Annotated in this window: 25 protein-coding genes; all 25 read left to right on the plus strand. The window is 60.1% G+C overall.

Annotated elements, in window-relative coordinates:
- Nucleotides 1-8 precede the first annotated feature (8 nt).
- Entirely contained in the window at nt 9-1,382 is a 1,374-nt protein-coding gene (locus tag OCV66_RS07835; RefSeq protein WP_147574090.1) for a ParB/RepB/Spo0J family partition protein, read from the plus strand.
- A complete protein-coding gene (locus OCV66_RS07840; protein ID WP_147574091.1) occupies nt 1,379-1,648 on the plus strand; it encodes a hypothetical protein in 270 nt (89 codons plus the stop codon). The genes OCV66_RS07835 and OCV66_RS07840 overlap by 4 nt, the downstream gene beginning before the upstream one ends.
- Nucleotides 1,641-2,060: a DUF551 domain-containing protein gene (locus tag OCV66_RS07845; protein ID WP_147574092.1), complete on the plus strand. Its 420-nt coding sequence runs from the start codon at nt 1,641-1,643 to the stop codon at nt 2,058-2,060. The genes OCV66_RS07840 and OCV66_RS07845 overlap by 8 nt, the downstream gene beginning before the upstream one ends.
- Nucleotides 2,053-2,457: a hypothetical protein gene (locus tag OCV66_RS07850; RefSeq protein WP_147574093.1), complete on the plus strand. Its 405-nt coding sequence runs from the start codon at nt 2,053-2,055 to the stop codon at nt 2,455-2,457. The genes OCV66_RS07845 and OCV66_RS07850 overlap by 8 nt, the downstream gene beginning before the upstream one ends.
- A 12-nt stretch (nt 2,458-2,469) precedes the next feature.
- Nucleotides 2,470-3,171 (plus strand): hypothetical protein, encoded by a 702-nt coding sequence (locus OCV66_RS07855; protein ID WP_147574094.1) that lies wholly within the window; start codon nt 2,470-2,472, stop codon nt 3,169-3,171.
- A 222-nt stretch (nt 3,172-3,393) separates the two neighbouring features.
- The gene (locus OCV66_RS07860) at nt 3,394-3,771 is read left to right on the plus strand and encodes a hypothetical protein (RefSeq protein WP_055270164.1); all 378 of its coding nucleotides are present in this window, start codon (nt 3,394-3,396) and stop codon (nt 3,769-3,771) included.
- Between the two features lie 230 nt (nt 3,772-4,001).
- Nucleotides 4,002-5,384: a sodium:solute symporter family protein gene (locus tag OCV66_RS07865; protein ID WP_147574095.1), complete on the plus strand. Its 1,383-nt coding sequence runs from the start codon at nt 4,002-4,004 to the stop codon at nt 5,382-5,384.
- Nucleotides 5,381-6,163, plus strand: a complete 783-nt coding sequence (locus tag OCV66_RS07870) for a phosphoadenosine phosphosulfate reductase domain-containing protein (RefSeq protein ID WP_147574096.1) — start codon at nt 5,381-5,383, stop codon at nt 6,161-6,163. Before OCV66_RS07865 ends, OCV66_RS07870 begins: the two co-directional genes overlap by 4 nt.
- Nucleotides 6,160-6,765, plus strand: coding sequence for a ParB/Srx family N-terminal domain-containing protein (locus OCV66_RS07875; RefSeq protein ID WP_118729358.1), 606 nt, complete (start codon nt 6,160-6,162; stop codon nt 6,763-6,765). Before OCV66_RS07870 ends, OCV66_RS07875 begins: the two co-directional genes overlap by 4 nt.
- Complete coding sequence (locus OCV66_RS07880; protein WP_055270156.1) at nt 6,756-7,910, plus strand: phosphoadenosine phosphosulfate reductase domain-containing protein; 1,155 nt, start codon at nt 6,756-6,758, stop codon at nt 7,908-7,910. Before OCV66_RS07875 ends, OCV66_RS07880 begins: the two co-directional genes overlap by 10 nt.
- The gene (locus OCV66_RS07885) at nt 7,903-8,427 is read left to right on the plus strand and encodes an IbrB-like domain-containing protein (RefSeq protein WP_055270154.1); all 525 of its coding nucleotides are present in this window, start codon (nt 7,903-7,905) and stop codon (nt 8,425-8,427) included. Before OCV66_RS07880 ends, OCV66_RS07885 begins: the two co-directional genes overlap by 8 nt.
- Nucleotides 8,428-9,001: 574 nt before the next feature.
- Nucleotides 9,002-9,562, plus strand: coding sequence for a hypothetical protein (locus OCV66_RS07890; protein ID WP_147574097.1), 561 nt, complete (start codon nt 9,002-9,004; stop codon nt 9,560-9,562).
- Entirely contained in the window at nt 9,552-11,474 is a 1,923-nt protein-coding gene (locus OCV66_RS07895; RefSeq protein ID WP_147574098.1) for a phage terminase large subunit family protein, read from the plus strand. Before OCV66_RS07890 ends, OCV66_RS07895 begins: the two co-directional genes overlap by 11 nt.
- A 10-nt stretch (nt 11,475-11,484) precedes the next feature.
- Nucleotides 11,485-11,739, plus strand: a complete 255-nt coding sequence (locus OCV66_RS07900; protein WP_118729361.1) for a hypothetical protein — start codon at nt 11,485-11,487, stop codon at nt 11,737-11,739.
- 177 nt (nt 11,740-11,916) lie between these two features.
- Nucleotides 11,917-13,542, plus strand: a complete 1,626-nt coding sequence (locus tag OCV66_RS07905; RefSeq protein WP_147574099.1) for a phage portal protein — start codon at nt 11,917-11,919, stop codon at nt 13,540-13,542.
- Nucleotides 13,532-13,732 (plus strand): hypothetical protein, encoded by a 201-nt coding sequence (locus OCV66_RS07910; RefSeq protein WP_118729363.1) that lies wholly within the window; start codon nt 13,532-13,534, stop codon nt 13,730-13,732. Before OCV66_RS07905 ends, OCV66_RS07910 begins: the two co-directional genes overlap by 11 nt.
- A 5-nt stretch (nt 13,733-13,737) precedes the next feature.
- Nucleotides 13,738-14,997: a head maturation protease, ClpP-related gene (locus OCV66_RS07915; protein ID WP_262564180.1), complete on the plus strand. Its 1,260-nt coding sequence runs from the start codon at nt 13,738-13,740 to the stop codon at nt 14,995-14,997.
- A 4-nt stretch (nt 14,998-15,001) separates the two neighbouring features.
- Complete coding sequence (locus OCV66_RS07920; protein WP_147574101.1) at nt 15,002-15,406, plus strand: head decoration protein; 405 nt, start codon at nt 15,002-15,004, stop codon at nt 15,404-15,406.
- Between the two features lie 14 nt (nt 15,407-15,420).
- Nucleotides 15,421-16,497: a major capsid protein gene (locus OCV66_RS07925; protein ID WP_147574102.1), complete on the plus strand. Its 1,077-nt coding sequence runs from the start codon at nt 15,421-15,423 to the stop codon at nt 16,495-16,497.
- A gap of 23 nt (nt 16,498-16,520) precedes the next feature.
- On the plus strand, nt 16,521-16,994 hold the full coding sequence (locus OCV66_RS07930) for a hypothetical protein (protein ID WP_147574103.1): 474 nt from the start codon (nt 16,521-16,523) through the stop codon (nt 16,992-16,994).
- Nucleotides 16,991-17,359, plus strand: coding sequence for a hypothetical protein (locus tag OCV66_RS07935; protein WP_118358590.1), 369 nt, complete (start codon nt 16,991-16,993; stop codon nt 17,357-17,359). The genes OCV66_RS07930 and OCV66_RS07935 overlap by 4 nt, the downstream gene beginning before the upstream one ends.
- Nucleotides 17,356-17,928: a hypothetical protein gene (locus OCV66_RS07940; protein WP_118358588.1), complete on the plus strand. Its 573-nt coding sequence runs from the start codon at nt 17,356-17,358 to the stop codon at nt 17,926-17,928. The genes OCV66_RS07935 and OCV66_RS07940 overlap by 4 nt, the downstream gene beginning before the upstream one ends.
- 3 nt (nt 17,929-17,931) lie before the next feature.
- Entirely contained in the window at nt 17,932-18,417 is a 486-nt protein-coding gene (locus tag OCV66_RS07945) for a hypothetical protein (RefSeq protein WP_118729369.1), read from the plus strand.
- Nucleotides 18,414-18,743 carry a hypothetical protein gene (locus OCV66_RS07950; protein WP_118729370.1) on the plus strand — a complete coding sequence of 110 codons (330 nt, stop codon included), beginning with the start codon at nt 18,414-18,416 and terminating at the stop codon, nt 18,741-18,743. Before OCV66_RS07945 ends, OCV66_RS07950 begins: the two co-directional genes overlap by 4 nt.
- Before the next feature lie 13 nt (nt 18,744-18,756).
- Complete coding sequence (locus OCV66_RS07955; RefSeq protein ID WP_147574104.1) at nt 18,757-20,178, plus strand: phage tail sheath family protein; 1,422 nt, start codon at nt 18,757-18,759, stop codon at nt 20,176-20,178.
- The last annotated feature ends 11 nt before the right edge of the window (nt 20,179-20,189 follow it).

Genomic DNA, 20,189 nt, shown 5'->3' on the forward strand with positions numbered 1-20,189 from the left:
AGCGTTTTATGGCAGAAATCAAGTACATTCCGGTCAGTAAACTGTGGAGGCATCCCGATAACCCCCGTAAGGACCTGGGCGATGTGACCGAGCTGGCTGAGAGCATCAAGGTCAACGGCGTACTCCAAAACCTCACCGTTGTTCCGCTGATCGGGGAAATCACAAAGAAGTGGGACGGAGAAAGCTACCGCGTTATCATCGGCCACCGCCGTCTTGCGGCCGCAAAGCTGGCCGGTCTGGAGGAGCTTCCCTGCGTCGTGGTCGAGATGTCGGAGCGGGAGCAGCTGAGTACGATGCTCACGGAGAATATGCAGCGGTCCGATCTGACGGTCTATGAGCAGGCGCAGGGCTTCCAGATGATGCTTGACATGGGCGATACCGTCGAGGACATCGCGGAAAAGTCCGGTTTTTCCGCCACCACCGTCCGGCGCCGTGTGAAGCTCCTGGAGCTGGATAAGGACAAATTCAAGAAGTCCGAGGAGCGCGGCGTCAGCCTTTTCGAGTACATGGAGCTGGACAAGCTGAAAAGCCCGGAGCGCAAGAACGAAATGCTTGATTACATCGGCACCGAGAACTTCAAGTACAAGCTGAAACAGGCCATCAATGATGAAGCCGCAGAAGCGCGTAAAGCCCTATGGGTAGAGCAGCTGAGTACCTTTGCGACGCAGATCACCGACAAGACCGGATATAAGAGAGTCAATAGCTTCTATACTAACGGCGAAGTCAAAGTGGATCGCCCGGAGGATGCCGGTACCATTGAGTATTTCTTCTTCGTCGAAACATGGGGTTATATTGTGCTGATGGTCAAGGATGAGCCTACCGCCCTTACCCCGGAGGAAGAAGCGAAAGAGCGCGAGGAGCAGCTGAAGCAGGAGCGAAAGGACGCCGCAGAAAAGGCGCTGTCCGAAGCAACCGCCCGCGCCTACGAGCTTCGCGCCGACTTCGTGGCTACCGTTTCCACAGCCGCCATCAAAAAGCGCCTTGCGGACATCGTGGCGCTGTGGGCCTACGCCGAATACTGGGACGATACCGGTTGGCTCACCGAAGAGGAGATCGCGCAGGCTACTGGCGCCGAGACCCTTGCCGAAGATGACGAGGACGGCGAGGACGATGCCGCATTTACGCTCCAGGCCGTGACCGACGCGATCGGCAAGACGCCCGAAAAGGCGCTCCTGCGAATGATCTATGCGCGCCTGGGTGACGGAAAGTCCGAGGGCTATTTCCGCAGCTACTGGAACAGCTACACCATGAAGCATGAGGAAAACGAGAAGCTGGACCGCATCTATGCGTTGCTCGTCAAGCTGGGCTACGAGATGTCCGACGATGAAAAGGCTCTCCAGGACGGAACACATGAGCTTTTCGGGGAGGTGACCGACGAATGAGAGCGTCTACCTGCAAAGGCTGCGGCGCGGCTATCGTCTGGATCAGAACACCCGGCGGGAAGTCTATGCCGTGTGACGCCACCCCACGCTATTACATCGAAAAGCCCCGTTCCGGCAGTAAAAAGATCGTGACGCCGAACGGCGAGGTTATCTCCTGTGAGTATACCGAAGATCCGCACAAGGCCACCGGCACCGGCTTCGCTCCCCACTGGGGGAGCTGCCGGGCGGCAGGCAGCTTCAAGTCGAGGGAGGAACACAATGGATAAGCTGACATGGTATGACGAGGATGGGCGGCTTTACTGCCGCCGTGGGTACGAGGTTGCACTGGCGCGGCTTGCCTCCTACGAAGCAACAGAGTTGATGCCGGACGAAATCGTAAAGATGGGGATGATGTTCGAGGATAGCAAGCGCTATTCCGGCCGGCTCGAATTGAAGCTGAATGCTGCGACAAAACGGATGCCAAAATGGGTATCTGTAAAAGAGAGGTTACCGGAAGATCGTAGCAATGTCCTCGTTGTCGCGTATTGGCACGAAAGATGGGGCGTCTATATGGGCTGGTGCGCTCCCGAAAGGGCGGAATGGAGCGTCCATGTCGGTATCGGAGATAGAAGCGATGTTGCAGTTGTCTATTGGATGCCGCTGCCTGCGCCGCCGAAGGAGGACGACAGAAATGATTGATACCGGAGATCTCACTATGTACTGCCATTGGGATAAGGGCTTGGTCTGCAAGAAGGAGTTTTACTGCGATACCTGCGAACACCAGCCCGCCGCCGATGATAAGGAAAACGGCAAGGCTGAGCCGGTACATATTCGCTGGGCTGAGGATTATTGGAGCGGCAGATATCCCGAATGCCCCTCCTGCGGGAATATGCCGTACAGCTTGGAGCGGTGTGTCTTCTGCGGTCAAAGGTTTCTGCCCGACGCGCTTACGGAGGAATGGAGCAAGCCGCCGGAGGAAGTTCGCATGGACTGCCCCTCCTGCGGAGGAAAGAGCACGATGGTCGGGGCAAGGGCGCGCAGCAACGGACACTTTCACGGTCAATGTACAGTCTGTGGTTGCGTGGTGATGGAATGAAAAGGAGCTTCTATGGAACGATTTGAAAACCTGCTCGATTTTATCAATGAGCTGAATGAGAACGGGCGTATTCAGTATGACGATTACAGCCGCCTTTTTGACTTGGTGCAGGAGTTCGCAGGAGTGGAGGAGGCAATCAACGCCGCCGCGACCGATATTGCCGCCCTGCTGTGGCTGAACGGCAACTGCGAATATTGTGAGCACGGAGAGAAAGAGGAGTTCAGCGGCGCGAACAGATGGCATTGCCGTCTCGGAAACGGCATAGACTGCCGCCCTGTGTGGCGCGGCGCTGCAACGAAGGCCTCCCTGCCGGAGATACACAAGGCAGAGCCGACTTTGCTTCGTGCAAAGCCCAGCCGTGCGGAGACTATGTTCGGGCCGAAAGAGGCCTGGGCTATCCCTGATAGAGCGGAAGCCGAGGAGACCACGCCGAAGACATACAAGGGATTTCTGCTTATTCGGTGCGCACAATGCGGCGAGCTGCGCGGCTTTTGTGCAAAACAGCCTATCTCGTCCTATCGGTGCGCAACCTGCAACGGAGAGACGCCGCTGCACGATCTCACGTCGGCGCACATCCGCTGCAAGTGCGGAAAGCACTTCAAATACCGGACGAATTTCGAGGAGGACGTCTTCACCTACAGCTGCCTTTCCTGCGGCGCGCCGGTCGATCTGGCCTATAACAAGAAAGCTCGCGCCTATCAGACGGTGCGATGATGCTCATCATCACCGTTCATGTGAACGCCCCGGCGGGGCAGGCCATTGGCATAAAGGAGCAGATCGCTCAGGATTTGGAGCGATACGGAGATACCCGTGTGGTGTCGGTAGAGGTAGTGCAGCCAACATACCGGCAAATGCAGATTGGAGAGACTGTCAGCCGACAGGGTGGCAAGAGGAAGTAAGAACAGATTGGGGTGAGCTATTACGACGCTTTCGGAATTGAATCAGCATTTTGAGCTGATAGAGAAACTGGCAAGGGCAAGGGAGATGCTACAGTCCTTGCGTGACGCGGCTTGCCCCGGCGCGGCTGCCCTCACAGGTATGCCGCATACTCCCGGCATAAAGGATAAGGTCGGCGACCTCGCAGCTGAGATCGTGGATATGGATGCGCGTGTCGGCTTTCTGGAGGAAGAGGTCAAGGCCAGCGAGGGGCAGATCATGCCGTTCATTCAAGGCATCGACGATGACCAGACGCGCCTGATCTTCCGGCTGCGCTTCCTGAGAGGGCTCGCATGGAAAGAGGTCGCAGCGGTCATAGGAGGCCGCAATTCGGAGGATTCGGTAAAGATGGTGTGTTACCGCTACCTCGGTAGTTAAAAGCTGTTCTTCGCTGTTGCAACTCGTTTCTTGATATTCCCCGCACCATGTATTAGGATTAGACTCGTAAAATCCTACATAAGCCAGGCGGCCATCCCTCGCGGGGTGGCCGTCATTCGTTTGGGAAGGAGGTTGAGGCCTGCGCGTTACTCCTTGCGCGCCGGTCATGCGCCGGGTCCGATGTTCGCCAGCAGAGGGCAGCGGTGACATCATAAAAGGAGATTTCCAAAATGTTCGGAATTGTCATTCTGGCCGTCTATGCGGTGCTGATGATCGGCGTCACGCTGATGTTCACCCGAAAGACGACCGACGCAGAGGGCTTCCATGTGGCGGACCGGCGCATCGGCTCGGTGATTGCCGCCATGAGCATCGCCGCCACTTGGATTTGGGCTCCCTCACTGTTCACTTCCTCGGAGATGGCCTATACGCGCGGCATCCCGGGGATGTTCTGGTTTACGGTACCGAATGTGCTGTGCCTGATCCTGTTTATCCCCTTTGCAAAAAGGATCCGGGCGCAGTACCCGGAGGGCATCACCTTGACCGGCTACATGGCGGAGCGCTATCACTCCGGCAAGGTCAAGGGCGTCTACTCCTTCCAGCTCGGCGCGCTGGCCGTTCTTTCAACGGCGGTGCAGCTGCTCGCCGGGGGAAAGACGCTGGCCCTCATTACGGGGCTGCCATTCTGGAGCATGACGCTCGCCCTGGCAGCTATCGCATATTCCTACTCCCGCTTCTCCGGGCTGAAAGCCTCCATCATCACCGATGTCGTCCAGCTGGGCATTATTCTCATGGGTGGCGCTCTGCTGGTCGTTCTGAGCCTTCGCATGACCGGCGGCTTTGACACGGTACGGGCAGGGCTCGGTGCTGTCTCCGGAGAATATACTTCGCTCACCTCCTCCACGGGCATTGAGGTCCTGCTGGGCTATGGTCTGCCGATGGCTGTCGGTCTGATCTCCGGCCCGTTCGGGGATCAGTGCTTCTGGCAACGAGCTTTCGCAATCAGGCGCGACCGCATCGGCAGATCGTTTTTTGCCGGTGCGCTTTTGTTTGCGCTCGTTCCGATCTGCATGGGAACGGTGGGCTTCCTTGCCGCAGGCTCCGGCTTTGCGGCCAGCGACACCGGCATGGTCAACTTTGAATTCGTTTCCTCGCTGCTTCCGACATGGGTGCTGGTCCCGTTCTTGTTTATGATTATCTCCGGCCTGCTCTCCACGGTGGATAGCAACCTTTGCGCGGCAGCGTCGCTCACGACAGACTGGCTCGGCATTGGGAAGGACACGGTGCAGACTTCGCGCCGCACCATGCTTTGCCTGCTGATCGTGGCTATCGCCATCGCCAACATTCCCGGCCTGACGGTGACATACCTGTTCCTGTTCTACGGAACGCTCCGCGCTTCGACGCTGCTGCCGACGGTCATGACGCTGCTCGGTAAGAAACTGACGGGCAAGGGCGTTTTTGCCGGTGTGCTGACCGCGCTGTGTGTCGGGCTTCCGATCTTCGCCTACGGCAATCTCGCCGGCATTCCGGCTGTGAAAGCGGCAGGCAGTCTGACGACCGTCCTGTCCAGCGGTCTTGTCGCTGTTATCGCCTCGAGAAAGGCGGTGAGAGCATGAGCCTCGGAAGGAAGCAGAGGATCGCCAACAGTGCATGGCTGGAAGCCGTTGCAACTATCGAAGAAGCCGTTTCCCGCGCAGAGCTGGACGAACTTACTGCCGCGACCGTGGCGGACATCAAGGCCGTGACGGCTGGGAAGTGTGCTGCCTACGCATGGAGCGCTGGTAAGGACAGCATTGTCCTTGGCAAACTCTGTGAAGCGGCCGGCGTCACCGATAGCATGATCGGCGTGTGCGACCTGGAATACCCCGCCTTTGCCGCATGGATCGAGAAGCATAAGCCGGCAGGCTGCGAAGTCATCAACACGCATCAGGATATCGACTGGCTGGTGAAGCATCAAGAGATGCTTTTCCCCAAGGACTCCGCCGCGGCCGGACGATGGTTTTCTATCGTGCAGCACCGAGCGCAGCGTGAATACTTCAAGGCGCACGAGCTGGACGTCATCATTCTCGGCCGCCGCCGTGCGGACGGCAATTATGTCGGTCGCAACAGCAATATCTATACCGATGGCAAAGGTGTTACGCGATTCAGCCCGCTCGCTGCGTGGAAGCATGAGCACATCCTTGCCTATATTCACTACCATCAGCTCCCGCTTCCGCCGATCTACGGCTGGAAGAACGGATATCTGTGCGGCACTCACCCGTGGCCCGCCCGCCAATGGACGGGCAGCATCGAGAACGGCTGGCGTGAGGTCTACGATATCGACCCCGGCATCGTCCTTGCGGCAGCTGAAAAGATCGACAGTGCTCGCGCCTTCTTGAAGGGGGTGCAGGCATGAAGGTCATAAAGAAGCCTCTGACCGAGCTGCGGCGACCGGATCGGAATGTCCGAATGCACACCGACAAGCAGCTGAAGGAGTTCCGACGCTCTGTCGAAATGTTCGGCCAGATCCGCCCCATCGTGGTCGACGAGGACGGCGTTATTCTCGCCGGCAACGGCTTGTATGAAACGCTGCTGTCCCTCGGCCGCACAGAGGCGGACTGCTATGTCGTGTCTGGACTGACTGAGGCGGAGAAGAAAAAGCTCATGCTGGCTGATAACCGCGTCTTTGACCTGGGCGTTGACGATCTGGCCGCGCTGGACGCTTTTATCCTTGAGCTGAAAGACGACCTGGACATTCCCGGCTACGAAGAGGATCTTCTCCGTGCGATGGTGATGGAGGCTGACGAAGCCAGCGACGCCCTGCTTGAGTACGGCACCATTGAGCCGGAGCAGGCTGCGGCCATCACCGAGACGCGCGAGAAATACGCCGCCCGGGAAGAAGCTGCTGCGGCGCAGGCTGAGGAAGTCGCACCCGCACAGAGCGGCACGGCGTCTTCCGCCGAGCCCGCTAAGAGGTTTATCCTCTGCCCGAAATGTGGTGAGCGGATATGGCTGTAAAGCGCATCAGCTCAGACATCGACGTTGTGACTGCGGCGCGCCAGCGGATCAAGAATGTATTTTCCAACGGCGTCCCCGTATACCTCTCGTTTTCCGGCGGCAAGGACAGCATCGTTCTCGCCGACCTGACCTATAAGCTGATCCAGGCTGGAGAGATCAATCCCTCGCAGTTGACCGTCCTTTTCGTGGACGAGGAGGCAATCTTCGATTCCATTGAAGCAACGACCAAGGCGTGGCGGAAGAAGTTCCTGCTTGCCGGCGCCAAGTTTCAATGGTGGTGCATCGAGGTCAAGCATTTCAGCTGTCTCAATGAGCTGTCCAGCGATGAAACCTTCGTCTGCTGGGATCGACGCAAGCGCGATGTCTGGGTGCGGCAGCCGCCGCCCTTTGCCATCCGCAATCACCCGCAGCTCCGGCCAAGGATCGACAACTATCAATCCTTCCTGCCCCGCGTGACGATGGACGGCATCATGATCACCGGCGTCCGCGCGGCAGAGTCCATTCAGCGGCTCCAATACATGGCGGCACTAAATATGGGCGCAAAGGGCATCACTGGCACGAACACCATCTATCCCATCTACGACTGGAAGACGGCGGACGTCTGGCTGTACCTGCGAGACCAGCGCATCGAAGTCCCCGAGGTCTACCTGCAGATGTATCAGGTCGGCGTCAATCGGAATCAGCTGCGCGTGTCGCAGTTCTTCTCTGTTGATACCGTACCCGTGCTGGTACACCTGGGCGAATACGACCCATCTCTCATGGAGCGCGTCCTTCGGCGCGAGCCGAACGCCTACCTTGCCATGCTGTACTGGGACAGCGAAATGTTCCACCGCACCACAAGGAAGCGCCGGGAGCTGGAGGGCGAGGACACCAAGGACTACCGTGCGCTCCTGAAGGAGATGCTGTTCGTCCGTCCGGGAGACTTCTTCAATACGGAGCATAAGCGCAAGATCGCCAAGCAGTACCGCAAGATGTTCATTCAGATGGACGGAATGGCGCGGCCGCGCGACTACAAGAAAATGTACGGCGGTCTGACTGCTGGTGATCCCAAGCTCCGCACCCTGCGCGCCATCTATCAGGACATATCCTGCGCCTACGCCGATTACGCCAAGCGCTTCCGGAAGGGAGGTGAGGCAAATGGCTGACGCGGATCTGTTCGCCCCGTTATCCTCCTTGCAATGGGTAGACCGGGAGCAGCTCAAGCCCAATGACTACAACCCCAACAAGGTCAACCGTGAGAATCTGAAACTGCTGGTGCAATCGATCATGACCAATGGCTGGACGCTTCCCATCGTCGTGCGTCCCGACTACACCATCATCGACGGCTTTCACCGCTGGACTGTGGCCGGAGAGGAGCCGCTGCACACCATGCTCAAAGGCAAGGTGCCGGTGGTGATCGTGCGGCATGATGACGCGACCGAGGATATTTACGGCACCGTCACACACAACCGTGCTCGTGGTACACATCTGCTTGAGCCGATGAAAGCCATCGTAAAGCGGCTGCTGGACGAGGGCAAGTCCGTTCAGGAGATCGGCAAACAGCTCGGAATGAAACCTGAAGAAGTATTCCGGCTCTCTGATTTCTCGCGTGATGACTTCCTCGGCATGATGACCAAGGGCGTTAAGGGGTATAGCCATGCGGAATTGCTGACGAAGTTATAACACAATACCACAGCCAGGCGCATACATCGCACGAGAGCGGCGTATCTGCGTCTGGCTGTGTTGCTCCCTCCCCCTCTCGGCATCGTCGCGCTGAGGGCGGGGAAATGCGTTGCAACAGGCGACGACGGCAAAAGGTACTGTGACGACCCCCGCCCCACACGCCGCGGGCTCGCCGACCCCGAAAAAAGCGTAGTTACCAAGGCAAAATTTTGGCATTTCCTTTCCGCTTTGGCGTTGCTTTTGGTGCCAAGCGCGGCACCTGTGGCGGTACCTGCCGCAATACCCAATCGCTTTATCCGTCTTTCTTCGCGGGAATGTGGAGGAAGTCCAGATAAAGGCCTCCTATGTAATATAAGACCACGCGCGGGATAAGGGTCTCGCACAGAGCTGCTGGTACCAGCCTGTGTGCTCCAGTGCAATTCTGGTGAGTCCCGCATTCGGACATAAAAAAAGACCCGACTGCTGCAACAGTCGGGCTTTGCGTTCCTCTGGGTACGGTAATGAACATCAATACCATATCACAATTTACGCAGACAGTCAAGCCGGCTGGACTGCGCAAGGAAGGAGGAGCGCCATGTCTGAAGCTATTGATGTCATTACCGAGGAAACAGAGGTAAGCACGACAGAGCTGGCCTGCGTCCTGGGTATCACAGGACGGCGCATTCGCCAGATGGCGGAGGACGGTCAGCTGCAAAAGGTCAGCAAGGGGCGCTTCCTCCTTGCCGATTCCGTCCAGCGGTATGTTAAGTTCCTGTCCGACGGCCCGATGGACGAAGAGGATAAGAAGCTGGAGAAGACCCGCCGCGTGGCGGAGACGACAATGAAGGCATCCAAGGCCACCATCGCCAAGCTGGAGGCCGAGGAGCTGAAAGGCACCATGCACCGTGCGGAGGACGTCGCCGCGCTGACGGAGGATCTGGTCTACACAATCCGAGGCGCGCTCAATGCGCTACCGGGGCGGCTGGCCGTCGATGTAGCGGCTGTGTCCACGCCCGCCGAGGCGTCCGAGGTTATCCGCAAAGAGGTCAGCAAGGTCATGCGGGAGCTGGCCGGGTATCACTACGACCCCAAGAAATACGAGGAGCGCGTGAGAGAACGGCGCGACTGGTCGGAGCGTGACAGCGATGACGAGTAGGCTCGCCGCCGTCCGGCTGAACAAGGTCATCGCCAAGGCGATGGCCGGTATGCTCCCGCCGGACGACCTGACCGTGACCGAATGGGCGGAGCAGAATCGCCGCCTGTCTGCCGAGAGCGCCGCAGAGCCCGGACCGTGGCGCACCGAGCGCACCCCCTATCTCCGCGAGCCGATGAACGCATGGACCGACCCAAAGATACGGCACATCGTCATGGTGGCCGCGTCCCAGGTCGGCAAGTCTGAATTTCTCAATAACTGCATCGGCTATGTGATCGACCAGGACCCCGGCTCGATCCTGTTTGTCCACCCTACCACCATTGACGCAAAGGAGTATTCCAAGCTCCGCATCGCGCCGATGATCCGCGACTGCCCCACGCTGCGAAAGAAGGTCAGCGACCCAAAGAGCCGGGACAGCGGCAATACCATCCTCCAAAAGACCTACCCCGGAGGCATCCTCACGATGTGCGGCTCCACCGAGGCCCACGCTCTGGCGTCAAAGCCCATCCGCTATGTGCTGGGTGACGAGCGCGACCGCTGGGCGCTGTCCGCCGGTAACGAGGGCGACCCGTGGGATCTGGCGATGGCGCGGCAGACGACATTCTACAACGCGAAAAGCGGTGAGGTGTCCACGCCCACCGTCAAAAACGCCAGCGCCATTGAAGCCTCCTACGCGACAGGCACGATGGAGCGGTGGAAATCCCGCTGCCCTCATTGCGGCGAGTATCACGAGATCCAATGGGCGGACATCCGCTTTGAGCACGACGAGATCATCGTCGCGGGGAAAAAGACCTACAAGGTCCGCAGCGTCTGCTATGCCTGCCCCGGCTGCGGCTGCATCTCCACCGAGGCGGAAATGAAGCGCGCCCCGGCAAGATGGGAGGCGGACAACCCCGCCGCCTATGAGCAGGGCACGCGCTCGTTCTGGCTGAACGCCTTTGTCAGCCAGTGGGCGAGCTGGGAATCCATCATTCTGAAATACCTAAACGCCATCGGCAGCACCCGCAAGATGCAGGTCGTCTACAACACCTGCTTCGGCGAGCTGTGGGAGGATCGCGGCGACCTGGAGGACGAGGACAGTCTGATGGCGCGCCGGGAGGAATACCCCGCCGAGCTGCCGGAGGGCGTGCTTGTTCTGACGGCCGGCGTCGATACACAGGACGACCGCATGGAATACGAGATCGTCGGCCACGGCCACTTTGGGGAGACCTGGGGCATCGAGAAAGGCATCGTCATGGGACGGCCCGACGACGATGCCGTATGGGCGCAGCTGGACGAGCTGGTATTTGACCGTGTTCTGCGCTTTGAGAACGGCGTGGGGCTGAAAATGTCAATGTCCTTTGTGGACGAGGGCGGACACTTCACACAGGAGGTCCGTATGCAGTGCCGTGCGCGGCTGGGCAAAAAGGTGTTCTGCATCAAGGGTATGCCCGGCAGCGATAAACCCTACACCGCGCCGCCGAAAAAGCAGAAGATCATCATCAAGCAGACGGCGGTCGGCACCTGCTGGCAGTACCAGATCGGTGTTGACTCCGGCAAGGAGGTCATCATGGATAACCTGCGCGTACAGACGCCGGGCGCGAAATATTGTCACTTCCCCAAGCGGGACGACTACGGCTCCGGCTACTTCACGGGGCTGCTCTCCGAGGTCAAGGTCTACGACCCCAACAAAAAGCAGCCGTGGCAGTGGAAGAAGATCCCCGGCCACGAGCGCAATGAGGCGCTGGACTGCCGCAACTACGCGCTGGCGGCGTTCAAGGCGCTTCCTAAGAACCTGGACGAGATAGACAGGCGGCTAAAGGAGGCGGGCGGCGAACGCGCTCCTGCCCCTGTTGCAACGCCTGTCATTCCGCCTCCCGCCGCCAAGCAGAGACCGAAGCGCAGGAGCGGGAAGAAATACTACGACGATTGGTGAGGTGTCCGATATGGATAAAGTTGAACTGCGGGCGCGGCTGGACTTCTGGCAGAGCGCCCTTTCCAAGCTGCGCGCCGCATATCTGGCCCTTGTGGACGGCGGCGTAAAAAGCTATGTCATCGACGACCGCGAGCTGACGCGCTTCGACCTGCCCGACCTGAAGGACGAGATCGAAGACGCGGAGAAGAAGGTCGACGAGCTGACGGCGGAGCTGAACGGCCGCAAGCCGAGAAAGGCTTTCGGCATCGTCCCCCGCGATTGGTGACCTTTTTCGTGAGGCCACGAAAATGACCATTTTGCCGACCCCGGCAAAGTGGTTGTTGCATTTTCTGCAACAAGGGTATTCGCCCGAAAGGGCTTTACCACAGGCAGTCCGGCGGAGTTTGCTCCTTTCGCCGCCGGACGGCCTGTTTTTTATTCCGAAAACGGGAGGCGATAAGCATTGAGCAATAAGAAAGACCGCCGCCGCGCAGCCGCGCCGCAGGCGAAGGGGTACAGCGAAGCCGGGGCCAGCTTGACGCGGCGGGCGCTCAAGGGATTTGTTCCGGACAGCGGCGCTCCCAATGAGGACATCAACCGCAACAACGCCACCCTGCGGCAGAGGGCGCGAATGCTCTACATGGCCGCGCCGGTGGCTACGGCGGCAATCAATACCAACCGCACCAAGGTCATCGGAACGGGGCTGACGCTCAAAGCGTCCGTGGACCGCGAGGTGCTGGGCATCTCCCCGGAGGCGGCGAAGAAGTGGCAGCACGCGGCGGAGATGGAATTCCGGCTGTGGGCCGGGAAAAAGCAGAACTGCGACGCGCTGGGGCTGAACAATTTCGAGAGCTTGCAGCAGCTTGCCCTGAAATCGTGGCTGCTCAGCGGCGACGTGTTCGCGCTGGTCAAGCGATACCCGGCGACGCCCCTCAATCCCTACTCCCTGCGGCTTCACATCGTGGAGGCGGACCGCGCCTGTACGCCAAGCGAATATGGCGGCGGCGTCACCATCGGCGGCTATGTGGAGGGCAAGATCCCAGAGGGAAAGCCTGGCGCAGGCCACAAGGTCTACGACGGCGTGGAGGTGGACAGCAACGGCCGCGTGGTCGCCTATCACATCAGCAACACCTACCCGCACCAGATCACCAGCGAGCCGCAGAAGTGGCAGCGCGTTGAGGCCTACGGCGCCAAGACCGGCCTGCCGAACATTCTCCACATCATGGACAGTGAGCGCCCGGACCAGTACCGCGGCGTTCCTTATCTGGCGCAGGTCATCGAGCCGCTGCTCCAGCTTCGGCGCTATACGGAGTCCGAGCTGATGGCGGCGCTGGTGCAGAGCTTCTTCACTGCATGGATCGAAACGGAGACTGACCCCTCCGATACACCCTTCAACGAGGTCGGCGCAGGAGATATTGCCGGCGTCCCCGCCGAGGTCAACGCGGACGGCGGACCGATGGCGAACAACATCTCCGATGATGACAACGAGTACGAGATGGGACCGGGTACGGTGACGCACCTCGCCCCCGGGGAAAAGGTCAACTTCGGCAATCCGAACATCCCCACCGCTGGCTTTGAGACCTTTGTCAAGACGCTGTGTAAGCTGGTCGGCGCAGCTTTAGAGCTGCCTTACGATGTGCTGATCAAGGAGTTCAACAGCTCCTATTCCGCAAGCCGAGGCGCGCTGCTGGAGGCGTGGGAAGCATTCAAAATGCGCCGGAAGTGGTTTGTGGACGACTTCTGCCAGCCGGTCTATGAGATGTTCCTGGCCGAAGCGGTCGCTCTGGGGCGCATCAACGCCCCCGGCTTCTTCACAGATCCCCTTGTGCGAGAGGCATGGTGCGGCGCGCGCTGGATCGGCCCCGTGCAGGGCAGCCTTGACCCCAAGAAGGAGGCGGAAGCCGCCCTCATGCTGATCGACAACGCCATCAAGACCCACGAGCAGGTCAGCCGCGAAATGAGCGGCGGCGACTGGGAGGAGAACGTGGAGCAGCTGCAGCGTGAAAACGAGCTGCTGACACAGGCAGGAGGCAACAAGGTCACCGTTGTATCGGCATCGCCGAAAGAAGGTGACGGCGATGAAGACTAACTTCGAGCATCTGCAGAGCCTGAATGTGCGGAGCATGGCGCTCGCCATCTGGAACTATGCAAGCGACTACTGCGCCTATTGCCCGAAGAACATGGAGCGCCGCTGCAACGAGAACTGCCGCGCGGGAATCCGCGAGTGGCTGAACAGTCCCTACATTCCGTCAAGCGATATCTGGAAAGAAAAGAGGTAATGCGCATGAGTATTCCGGCAAAGAGAGCTGGGCGAAAGTCTCCCGCCGTCAGCATCTCGAAAAAGGTCTATACGATGGCCACGGTGGACGGCAGTGATGCCGAGATCACCATGTATGGAGACATCTATGAGGAGCAGCCCACGAACTGGTGGGGCGAGCCCGTCGAGGGGCAGTACATCCTGCTCTCCGAGTTTTTGGAGGACCTCAAGCAGATCTCCGGCTGCACGTCCATCACTATCCGCATGAACAGCTACGGCGGCGACGCCGGAGCGTCCAACATGATCCACAACCGCCTGCGGGAGCTGGCGCGGAACGGCACGAAGCTTACCTGCATCGTGGACGGCGTGGCCATGAGCGGCGGCAGTCTTATTATGTGCGCCTGCGATACGGTCAGGGTCAATCCCTCCAGCCTCGTCATGATCCACAAATGCTGGACCTTCCTGTGGGGCGGCTACAACGCCGACGAGCTGCGGGAACAGGCTACCCAGCAGGAAGCGTGGGACAAGATGCAGATGGAGGTCTACACGCGCAAGACCGGGCTGTCGGCCACGGTGATCTCCCACATGATGGCGGACACGACCTATATGACAGGCCGCGAGACCATCGACAAGGGCTTTGCGGACGAGCTGATCGAGGACGCGGAGCCGACCAGCATCGCCGCCAGTGCGGACGGGCGCAGCCTGTTTGTGAACGGGAAGCAGATGCACCTTGCCCCCGGCATGTTTGCGCCGGACAACATTCCCACGGTCACACCCGAGGCCTCCGCCCCGGTTGAGACAGATAAAAACAAGCCGGAAGTCACCGGCGATGAAGGAGGAATTTCCATGACTAAGGAAGAGCTCCGGGCAAAGTACCCGGACGAGATCGCCCAGGTGGAGGCCGACGCCCGCGCTTCCGCCGATCACACTGAGGCGGTCAACGCCGCGATCCAGGCCGAGCGTGCGCGTATGCAGGAGATCGACGAGATCTCCGGTCTGCTCGACGCGACGGCCGTGCAGCAGGCCAAGTACGGCGACAAGCCCTGCTCTGCTGCTGACCTGCTGATGGCAGCGGCCAAGACCGCCGCCAAGCAGGGCAAGAAGTTTCTGGCCGATCTGAAAGATGACGGCGAGGAATCCGGCGCCGAGGGCGTTCCCGCCGCTCCTGCCCCCGCAGTCGAAACGCCCGAGGGCGAAGATGGCGAGGAGAACGATACCCCCGAGGCGCGCATGACCAACGCCCGGAGCATGGTCGCTGACCTGCTGGGCAAGAAGAAGGAGGGCTAAGAACATGATCAATCTGGGTGAAAAGCTCGGCGAGATGACCTTTGACGGTCTGATCACCGACATCAAGCCCGCGCCCGAAGTGCGCGGCGGCGTTATCCGCAAGCTGTCCGCTGCGGCCACCCTCAAGCGCGGCACCATTCTTGCCAAGTCCTCCGGCACGGCCGGCGACGGCAAGCTGGTGGTGCTGGGTACTGCGGCTGTCAGCAACGAAACGCTGACCCCCGATTGCATTCTGTGTGATGACATCGAGGTCGGCACCGCTGCCGACGAGAAGGTAGCTGTCTACACCGCTGGCTGCTTCGACATCGGCAAGGTGACGGTCTCGGCCAGCTACACCATCACCGAGGGCGATAAGGACAACCTGCGTATGCGCGGCATCGTCTTCAAGGCTGCTGCCGCTGCCAACTAAGGAGGGAATCAACAATGGCTTCTGAACTGAATTTCTTTGACACCTATGTGCTGATGGCGATCACTGAGGAGATCGTTCCTCAGCAGACCTTTTTCAAGGACCGCTACTTCCCCACCGGGGAGGGCGACATCTTCGCCTGCGACAAGGTGCTGACTGAGTACCGCAAGGGCGACCGCAAGATGGCCGCGTTCGTCTCCGCCCGCGCCGGTGATATCCCCATGGATCGCCGCGGCTACGAGATCCACGAGTATCAGCCCGCGTTTATCGCTCCGTCCCGCCTGCTGACGCTGGACGAGCTGCGCAAGCGCGGCTTCGGCGAGGCCATCTACGCCAACAGCACCCCCGCCCAGCGCGCGGCCCGTCTGCAGCTGGGTGACCTGACCGACATGGACCGCCGCATCGTGCGCCGCGAGGAGTGGATGTGCGCGCAGACCATGATCAACAACGCCTGCACCATGCAGACCTACATCGACGACAAGACCGAGGGCGAGAAGCTGTATGTCAAGTTCTTCGATGACGCCAGCGATCACACCTATACCGTGGCCACCAAGTGGAACGCCACCGGCGGGGACTTCTTCGGCGACGTCAAGGCGATGTGCCGCAAGCTGTCCAAGCGCGGCCTGCGCGCGGTTGACCTGGTGCTCGGCTCTGACGCAGCCGACGCGATCCTCGACATGGAGAAGGTGCAGAAGCTGCTCGACCGTAACAGCGGCATCATCATCGGTACCATCGACCAGGAGCTCAGCCGCTACGATGGCGTGGTCTATATGGGTACGCTGAACTTCGGCGGCTTCAAGCTGAACCTGATCTCCGTAGACGAAACCTACATCGACGACAGCGGCGCGGAGCAGAAGTATTTCCCCGCCACCTCCGCCATGGTCACCGCCCCCGGCTGCGGCCATCTGATGTATGGCCAGATCACCCAGATCGACTACGGCTCCACCGAGTTCGCGTCCCATGCGGCGATCCGCGTTCCGAAGTTCTCTCTGAACCAGGAGGCGGACATCCGCAAGCTGCGTCTGGGCGCGCGTCCGCTGGCTGCTCCCCACAACTACTGCCCGTACATCTACGCGGCGGAAGTGGTGTCCTGACCAGGCGCGGAAAGGAGACTGCTATGATGAAAATCGAGATCATCTGCGGCACATACGGCTACAGGCCGGAGGGCTCAAAGCACCCCATTCCCATCGACCGCGGCGGTATCTGTGAGGTCTCCGAAGAGGAGGCACAGCGCCTTTTTGCCCTGTGTGTCGCCCGCCCCGCTGAGGAAATGCCCGCTCCCGCCGTTGCAACGCCCCCTGCGGGCGAGGACGGCGGCGGGGCTGGCGCTGACCCATCTAACGGCGACGAGGGCGCAGAGGACGCGGAAAGCGCCCATCTTGACCCCGAGCAGCTCAAAACGCTGACCAACGCCAAGCTCGCGGAGCTGGCCAAGGAGATGGGTATCGACACCGCTAAGCTCAAGACCAAGGCGCAGCTGATCGCCGCCATTACGGATGTTCCGCTGGAGGACGCGATCGCCGAGGACGACGACGGCGTGGACGACGGCGAAGCGCCCCCTGTGCTGACGCCGGAGGCGCCTGTGGTATGAGCGGCTTCAAGGATATGGTCGCCCGCGACAACTTCGGCGTGTTCCTCAACTGCGACGAGTTCGCGGAAAAGCGCACCGTCAAGTACGACGGGGCGACCTACGAGGATATTCCCATCGTCCTCTCCGGCCTGAAGGAGAAGGACCGCCGCCAGCTGATGAGCGACCATGCCCAGGGGCTTTACATCGTTTCCTCCGTTCTCCACTGCGCCCTGTCCGATCTCGGCGGGGTGCAGCCGGAGCGGGGGCAGCGTATCAGGATCAACGACCAGGAGGGCGGCGGAGGCTTCTTCCGAGAGTTCTATGTCGCGTCCTCGGTCTGTGAGATGGGTATGCTGCGCGTGGAATTGGAGGCGGTGGACGAATGAGCTTTATCCGCGTCAACGAGGTCGGCGGCGACAGCCTGGAGCGCGTGAACAAGCTGCTGCACAATATCCCCGGCGGCGTTTACAAAGCGGCGTTCTCCGCGTTGAGGCGCGCCGGAGATACAGCCAAGACCCGCGCCGGACAGTTCGCCGCCGCCGAGTACACCATCAACAAGGGTGAATTCATGCGGAGAGTTCACTCCAAGACCCACATCACAGGCGGTGCGGGAGGCGTGATGGGTATGAGCATCAGCTTCTCCGGCACCGTGCTCCCGCTGCTGACCTTCAACACCACATACAGCCGGGACGGCACCGTGCAGACACAGGTAAAGCGCAACGGCGGAGCTGCGACGCTTCAACACGCATTCGTGGCCCGCATTTTTGGCCCGACTGCCGTTTTCGAGCGTGTCGGCTCGCCGCGCTTTCCTGTGGAGCAGAAGTTTGGTCCGTCTACCGGACACATGATGCGGAACGAAGAAGTCATCGAGAAGATGGACGAAACGATCCGCGACACCTACGAAAAGCGCGTTGAGCATGAGATCCTGCGTGTGCTGAACGGATGGGGAGGCTGATTTATGACAAGAATCATTCTGCTGGAACGCCTGCGGGCCTTTACCGAGGAGGTCACCGCCGACCTGATCATGCCGACCCGTTTGCAGAAGGGCGACACGGAGCAGAGCTTCCGCCCTGCAAAGGTCTACCTGACGCGCCTGCCGGACGGCACTTCTGCCACCAAGAAGGCTCCCTATGTGCTGCACCAGGTCATTACCGGCATGGATCAACAGCCGCAAGGACAGCGTGTGACCTCCAGCGCCAAGGTCCGGTCTATCTGCTGTGTCTATAACGATGACGAGCAGGAGGGCGGGCTGATGCTGCTGAATCTCATGGAACGGCTGCGCATTGCGATGCTCAGGCAGGTCGTGATCGGGGGGCAGTTTACCCTTGACCTGGAGGCGGGGCTTGAAACGCTGGTCTATCCCGATGACACCGCCCCCTATTTCGTGGGGGAAATGATCTCCACATGGATGCTTCCCCCTGTGGAAAGAGAGGTTAACCTATGAGCGAAAAAATCATCGACACGGCGGCTCAGACCGCCGCACCAAAGACGGCAAAGAAAAAGCCTGCCGCGCCGAAGAAGGTCGCCGACACCGGCGGCTTCTGCGTCTATCTCGGTCCGACCATGATGGGCGTGATCCAGCGCGGCACCATCTATCGCGGCGGCCGGAAGGAAGTCCTTGACTCCCTTGCCCCGGTGATCGAGCAGCACCCGCTGATCGCGTCGCTGGTGGTGAGCGACGAAACGCTCCCCGCCGACCGCATCAAAGTCAAAACGCCTGGGAACCTGCTGTATGTGAATTATCACAAGCTGGCCAAGGGCATGAAGTAAGGAGGAAATTTCAATGAACCACGGCGTATATGTCTCTCAGCAGGCTACCAGCGTCAGCACCCCTGTCGTGGCGGAGTCCGGCGTCCCCTTCGTGGTCGGTCTGGCTCCTGTTCAGGCGGCGGATAAGCCTGCTGCCCCCGGCACCCCTGTTCTCTGCACCAGCTGGTCTGAGGCGGTGGAAAAGCTGGGCTACTCCGACGACTGGGCAACCTACACGCTCTGCGAATTCATGTATTCGCACTTCAAGCTGTTCGCCTGCCAGCCTGTCATTTTCTGCAATGTTCTGGATATCGCCACCGCAAAGGAGGCGTCTGCCGCGACTGATGTTGCGGTGACGGAGCACAAGGTGAAGCTTCCCATCGCGGCCATCAACGATTCCGCGCTGGTCATCAAGCCTGCCGGCGGTACCGGCTCTGCCTATGTGTCCGGCACCGACTATAACGCCTATTACAGCGGCGAGCATCTGGTGGTGGAGCTGCTGTCTACCGGCAGCGCCTATGATGCCGAGCAGGTAAACATCGCCTACAACAAGGTCAAGGCATCCACCGTCACCGCATCTGACATCGCCTCCGCGATGGAGAATGTGGAGCTGTGCCTGACCCTGCTGGGCATCGTCCCCGATCTGCTGTGCGCTCCCGGCTATTCTCAGCAGTCTACCGTGGCCGCTGCGATGACCGCCAAGGCAGGCAACATCAACGGCCTGTTCCGTGCCAAGGCGCTGATCGACATCGACTGCGGCGCTTCCGGCGCGCGCGCCTATTCCGATGTTCTCACCAAGAAGAATGCCGCCAACATCGCCGACGAGGACGAGATCGCCTTCTGGCCGATGGCGAAGCTGGGCGATTACAAGTTCCACCTGTCTACCCAGATGGCGGGGCTGATGGCGCAGATCGACACCGGCAACGGCGGCTGCCCCTACGAGTCTCCTTCCAATAAGGGGCTGCAGTGCGACGGCCTCTGCCTGGAGGACGGCACCGAGGTCAACCTGACGCTCGCGCAGGCCAACTACCTCAACGGCATCGGCGTGGATACTGCGCTGAACTTCATGAGCGGCTGGGTGGCGTGGGGCAACTACACCGCCTGCTATCCCTCCAACACCGATGTCAAGGATTACTTTATCCCGGTCAGCCGTATGTTCGGCTGGGTCGGCAACTCCCTCGTCAAGACCTTCTGGAGCAAGCTGGACAAGCCTATGACCCGCCGTCTGATCGACACCGTTCTCGATTCCGCCAACATCTGGCTCAACGGTCTGGTGGGTATGGGCTATCTTCTGGGCGCTCGTGTGGAGATGCTGGAGAACGAAAACCCGCTGACCAACCTCATGGCCGGCATCATCAAGCTCCATGTCTACATGACGCCGCCCTCTCCTGCTCAGGAGATCGACTTCGTGCTGGAGTATGACGCCAGCTATGTCACCAGCGCCCTGCAGGGCTAAAAGGAGGTTTG

This window comes from Agathobaculum ammoniilyticum, assembly GCF_025567315.1.
GTDB classification, from domain to species: domain Bacteria; phylum Bacillota; class Clostridia; order Oscillospirales; family Butyricicoccaceae; genus Agathobaculum; species Agathobaculum ammoniilyticum.

Coding starts and splice junctions, on each gene's coding strand:
- OCV66_RS07845 (WP_147574092.1), top strand. CDS start 1,641: ATGGATAAGCTGACATGGTATGACGAGGATGGGCGGCTTTACTGCCGC.
- OCV66_RS07895 (WP_147574098.1), top strand. CDS start 9,552: ATGACGAGTAGGCTCGCCGCCGTCCGGCTGAACAAGGTCATCGCCAAG.
- OCV66_RS07920 (WP_147574101.1), top strand. CDS start 15,002: ATGATCAATCTGGGTGAAAAGCTCGGCGAGATGACCTTTGACGGTCTG.
- OCV66_RS07855 (WP_147574094.1), top strand. CDS start 2,470: ATGGAACGATTTGAAAACCTGCTCGATTTTATCAATGAGCTGAATGAG.
- OCV66_RS07885 (WP_055270154.1), top strand. CDS start 7,903: ATGGCTGACGCGGATCTGTTCGCCCCGTTATCCTCCTTGCAATGGGTA.
- OCV66_RS07925 (WP_147574102.1), top strand. CDS start 15,421: ATGGCTTCTGAACTGAATTTCTTTGACACCTATGTGCTGATGGCGATC.
- OCV66_RS07935 (WP_118358590.1), top strand. CDS start 16,991: ATGAGCGGCTTCAAGGATATGGTCGCCCGCGACAACTTCGGCGTGTTC.
- OCV66_RS07850 (WP_147574093.1), top strand. CDS start 2,053: ATGATTGATACCGGAGATCTCACTATGTACTGCCATTGGGATAAGGGC.
- OCV66_RS07915 (WP_262564180.1), top strand. CDS start 13,738: ATGAGTATTCCGGCAAAGAGAGCTGGGCGAAAGTCTCCCGCCGTCAGC.
- OCV66_RS07835 (WP_147574090.1), top strand. CDS start 9: ATGGCAGAAATCAAGTACATTCCGGTCAGTAAACTGTGGAGGCATCCC.
- OCV66_RS07865 (WP_147574095.1), top strand. CDS start 4,002: ATGTTCGGAATTGTCATTCTGGCCGTCTATGCGGTGCTGATGATCGGC.
- OCV66_RS07875 (WP_118729358.1), top strand. CDS start 6,160: ATGAAGGTCATAAAGAAGCCTCTGACCGAGCTGCGGCGACCGGATCGG.
- OCV66_RS07955 (WP_147574104.1), top strand. CDS start 18,757: ATGAACCACGGCGTATATGTCTCTCAGCAGGCTACCAGCGTCAGCACC.
- OCV66_RS07840 (WP_147574091.1), top strand. CDS start 1,379: ATGAGAGCGTCTACCTGCAAAGGCTGCGGCGCGGCTATCGTCTGGATC.
- OCV66_RS07940 (WP_118358588.1), top strand. CDS start 17,356: ATGAGCTTTATCCGCGTCAACGAGGTCGGCGGCGACAGCCTGGAGCGC.
- OCV66_RS07900 (WP_118729361.1), top strand. CDS start 11,485: ATGGATAAAGTTGAACTGCGGGCGCGGCTGGACTTCTGGCAGAGCGCC.
- OCV66_RS07890 (WP_147574097.1), top strand. CDS start 9,002: ATGTCTGAAGCTATTGATGTCATTACCGAGGAAACAGAGGTAAGCACG.
- OCV66_RS07880 (WP_055270156.1), top strand. CDS start 6,756: ATGGCTGTAAAGCGCATCAGCTCAGACATCGACGTTGTGACTGCGGCG.
- OCV66_RS07930 (WP_147574103.1), top strand. CDS start 16,521: ATGATGAAAATCGAGATCATCTGCGGCACATACGGCTACAGGCCGGAG.
- OCV66_RS07950 (WP_118729370.1), top strand. CDS start 18,414: ATGAGCGAAAAAATCATCGACACGGCGGCTCAGACCGCCGCACCAAAG.
- OCV66_RS07870 (WP_147574096.1), top strand. CDS start 5,381: ATGAGCCTCGGAAGGAAGCAGAGGATCGCCAACAGTGCATGGCTGGAA.
- OCV66_RS07910 (WP_118729363.1), top strand. CDS start 13,532: ATGAAGACTAACTTCGAGCATCTGCAGAGCCTGAATGTGCGGAGCATG.
- OCV66_RS07945 (WP_118729369.1), top strand. CDS start 17,932: ATGACAAGAATCATTCTGCTGGAACGCCTGCGGGCCTTTACCGAGGAG.